Below are 3,818 nucleotides of genomic sequence, written 5' to 3'. Positions count from 1 at the left end.
GCCAGTACGGCGCACCCTCGGCCGTCGGCCAGGCACTGCGGGCCGCCGCCGAGGTCTCCTCCGGCTCGACCCGCGTCAAACTCCTCGAAGAGTCCGTGAGCCACCTGGAGCGCTCCCCGGCCGCGTACGAACTCGCGTGCGCCCTCGTCGCCCTGGGGACCGAGCTGCGCCGCTCGGGCCGCCCCAAGGAAGCCGCCGAACATCTCTACCGAGGGCTCGACGCGGCCGTACAGTGCAGCGCCGACGGGCTCGTCGAAGAGGCCCGTGACGAGCTGGCGGCCGCCGGGCTGCGCCCGCGCAGGCTGCACGGCACCGAGACGGACACGCTCACCGCCAGGGAACGCACGGCGGCCGTGCTCACCGCCCGGGGCCGCACCGCGGACCAGGTCGCCGAGGAACTGCACACCGACGAGCAGTCCGTCGTCCGGCTGCTGTCGGCCGTCTACCGGAAGGTGGGCACGGACCGTACGGGACTGGCGGCGGCGCTGGGCGAACAGCCGCCCGCGTAGCCCCGTGCGGCAGACGCCCCCGGGCCCCGGACGGCGGCCGGACACGTACCATTGCGGCATGTCCTTCCTCCGCCGCCGCAGCGCCACGCCCGCCGGTCCCGACTTCGACGTTCTGGCCATGGATCCGGGCGACTGGCCGGGCAATCTCGGCGCGGGCCTGCTGCCCGCTCCCGACGGCAGCTGCCAGGGTGTCTTCCTGCGCTACGACCTCTTCGGCGGGCGTGGTCCGGCGATGATCATCGGTAATCTGCCCGAGGGTTCGCCGGCCCGGGAGGTCGACGAGGGAGAGATCCCGTTCGAGGTGGCCCAGCTGCTCCTGGCGCTGGAGAACGACGAGGAGGTCACCGTCACCGGGGTCGAGGACATGCCGGTGATGCAAGGTGACAACCTCCTCATCGTGCGCCGTCTCAAGCTCTCCGAGACCCGGATCTCCTGCGTGCAGTTCGACCGCAGTGACAACGTGCTGGTGACCATCGCCGCCTGGGACCGTCCCATCACCGACGACCTGTACGCGCTGCTCAAGCCGCTGCCTCCGGAGCTCTTCCAGCAGAGCTGAGCCGCCGGCTCCCGCAGCGGGGCCGAGCCGCCGCGCTCAGCCGGCCGGCCGCCACCCCAGTGCGGGACCGAGCCCGTGGGCGATGTCCGTGAGGATCTGGACGTAGTCCTCGTGCGCGAAGGTGAAGGGCAGCGCGAACGCGACCTCGTCGACCTCCTGGAACGCGGCGTGGGCGTGGAGACGTTCGGCGATCTCGTCGGAGGTGCCCACCAGGTCGGGCGCGAACATCATCCGGGCCGGACCCTGCGGCGTCGCGGTGCGCGGTGTGCGCCCCCGTGCGTACTCCTCGTACCGCTTGCGCTGCTCGCGCGTGGCGCTGTCCGTGGGGATCACGACGAGGCCCTGGGAGACGCGGGCCCGGTCGCGGTCCGGGTGGTGGGCGCGGAAGGTCCGGATGTGCGACAACTGCACCTCGGCGAAGTCCTCCGACTCCTCCGCCTTGACGACACTGCTGGTCAGGAGGTTCATTCCGTGCTCTCCCGCCCACCGCGCCGACCGCAGGCTGCCGCCGCCGTACCACATGCGGTTGCCGAGGCCGGGTGCCTGCGGCTGGACGCGGTCGGAGAAGACCTCGATGCCCTCGACGCCGCTGAAGCCGGTCGCCGGAGTGCCGCGCACGAAGTCCAGCAGCCGCTCCACACGGCCGTAGCCGAAGTCCTCCGCCTCCGCGGTGTCGGGATAGAGCGCGTGCCTGACCTGGTCGAAGTGCATCGGCGGCCCGACGCTGACACCCGGATTCAGGCGGCCCCCTGACAGCAGGTCGACGGTCGCCAGGTCCTCGGCCAGCCGCAGGGGGTTCTCCCAGCCCAGCGGGATGACCGCGGTGCCGAGCTCGATCCGGCTGGTGCGCTGCGAGGCCGCGGCCAGGACGGCGACGGGGGAGGAGATGCCGTACTGAAGATGCCGGTGGCGCACCCACGCGCTGTCGAAGCCCAGCCGCTCACCCAGCTCGATGATCTCCAGCGTCGACTCATGGCCTCGCCGGGGGTCGGCCTCGTCGAACAACCCGATGGTCAGGAAGCCCAGCTTCCGCAAGGGGGTCGAGGTCTGTGGCACGGGGCTCCTCCATCGTGGACGGCAACTCTTTCGAACGCCAGTTCCCAATGGCAGGGACCGGCGATCATCAGAGCAACACGGCGGTCATGGCGAGGAATTCCGCCGCCGGACGGAGAGACCACACGGGGGCCGGATCCGCCGTAGCGGACCCGGCCCCCGTGTGGTCAGGCGTGCCGCTGCTAGGAGTGCGCGCGCGTCACGTCCACGTCCGCCGCCCTCACGAACTCGACGCGGTGCCCGAACTGGATCTCGTAGTACATGTCCTTGCCGGTCACGACCTTGTGCGACGTCGTGTCGAAGGTCGGGGAGTAGAAGTACTCGCCCGGCACCTTGTCACCGGCCACGTACTTCTGACCCGCGAGGAGCTTGTACGACAGCGGCGACACCGCCTGGACCGGGATGCCCGCCGGGTACGCCCCCTTCTCCGGGTAGGCACGTCCGTACACGGGGATGTCCGTGAGACCCGCCTTGGGCGTGATGACCTGCCCCGAGGTGCTCACCGCGGTCGGGTGGGTCTTGGGGTTCTTGAACCAGGCCTTCTGACCCAGGTACCAGATCGCCGTCCAGTCCCCGTCACGGTCGGCGACCGCGTACTGCTGGCCGGTGGAGACACGTGAGCCCACGTCGTTCACGTCGACGGTCGAGGCGGCGCCGTTCGGCCGCAGCCCGATGTCCTTGATCAGCGGTGAGCTGTCGGAGGGCAGGGTGTGCAGGTGCACCTCGCTGGAGCCGTGGGCGGCGCAGGCCTGGCCGCTGGTGACGCATCCGGTGAACTGCGGCTTGTTCGACGCGAAGTCCGGCAGCACCATGACCAGGCCGCCGCCCGCCTTCGTCCGGTGGTACAGGGGGTGGTCGAGCAGCGCGAAGTAGTGCTCCCAGTCCCAGTAGGGACCCGGGTCCGTGTGCATCCCGGGGACCGTGGACGTCGTCGGACCAGGAACGTTGTCGTGCCCCAGGATGTGCTGCCGGTCCAGGGGCACGTTGTACTTCTTCGCCAGGTACCGCACCAGCCGTGCCGAGGCCCGGTACATCTCCTCCGTGTACCAGGCGTCCGGCGAGGCGAGGAAGCCCTCGTGCTCCAGGCCGATCGACTTGGCGTTGACGTACCAGTTGCCCGCGTGCCAGGCCACGTCCTTGGCCTTCACGTGCTGGGCGATGTGCCCGTCGGTCGAGCGCAGGGTGTAGTTCCACGACACGTAGGTCGGGTCCTGGACGAGGTTGAGCACGCCGTCCCAGGCGCCCTCGGTGTCGTGGATGACGATGTACCTGATGCTCTGCGACGAGGGCCGGTTGCCGAGGTCGTGGTTTCCGTAGTCGCCGTCGCCGAACTCCGAGTAGGGAGCCGGGATCCACTCGCAGGACACGGTCGTGGGGCACTCCGTGCCGGCGGTGGAGAGCGTCCGCAGGCCGGCCCGCCGCAGCTGCGCCGTGTCGGGGCCGATGGCGGGCTGGGCGGCCAGTTTGATCTGCTGGCCGGAGTCCGTGGTGCGCTCGGCGCCCGCACGGATCACCCCGTAGACGTCGTTGGCGTACGCCGCCGCGGTCGCGCTGTCGTCCGCGCCGGAGAAGCGTGCCACCGCGGCGTACCAGTCGGCCGCGTTCCCGCTCAGTGGTTCGCCGAGGTCCTTCTGTGTGGCGGCCAGCAGCGCGGCACCGCCCTCGACGTTCGCGGCCGCGTCCGTGCGCAGGCGCTCGGC

General features: G+C 70.8%; 3 protein-coding genes and 1 pseudogene. 2 read left to right on the top strand and 2 right to left on the bottom strand.

What is annotated here, in order from left to right; genetic code table 11:
- Together ABZV34_RS37605 and ABZV34_RS37600 are read left to right on the top strand one after the other, a co-directional pair.
- Positions 1-509, top strand: a pseudogene (locus ABZV34_RS37605) (ATP-binding protein); the annotation flags it as partial.
- Positions 510-567: 58 nt separating this feature from the next.
- Entirely contained in the window at positions 568-1,065 is a 498-nt protein-coding gene (locus ABZV34_RS37600) for a hypothetical protein (RefSeq protein ID WP_356287222.1), read from the top strand.
- A gap of 36 nt (positions 1,066-1,101) precedes the next feature.
- Here the strand turns inward: ABZV34_RS37600 and ABZV34_RS37595 are convergent, their stop codons facing one another.
- Both ABZV34_RS37595 and ABZV34_RS37590 read right to left on the bottom strand, forming a co-directional pair.
- Complete coding sequence (locus ABZV34_RS37595; RefSeq protein ID WP_356287219.1) at positions 1,102-2,121, bottom strand: LLM class flavin-dependent oxidoreductase; 1,020 nt, start codon at positions 2,119-2,121, stop codon at positions 1,102-1,104.
- A 179-nt stretch (positions 2,122-2,300) separates the two neighbouring features.
- Positions 2,301-3,818 (bottom strand): peptidoglycan recognition family protein (locus ABZV34_RS37590; RefSeq protein ID WP_356287216.1); only part of this gene is annotated, 1,518 nt, incomplete at its 5' end.

The sequence above is a fragment of the Streptomyces sp. NPDC005195 genome, assembly GCF_040608315.1.
GTDB classification, from domain to species: domain Bacteria; phylum Actinomycetota; class Actinomycetes; order Streptomycetales; family Streptomycetaceae; genus Streptomyces; species Streptomyces kaempferi.
This window is presented reverse-complemented; position numbering and strand designations above follow the sequence as displayed.

What these genes read in the sequence shown, in the direction of transcription:
- ABZV34_RS37600 (WP_356287222.1), top strand. Translation starts at nt 568, where the DNA reads ATGTCCTTCCTCCGCCGCCGCAGCGCCACGCCCGCCGGTCCCGACTTC.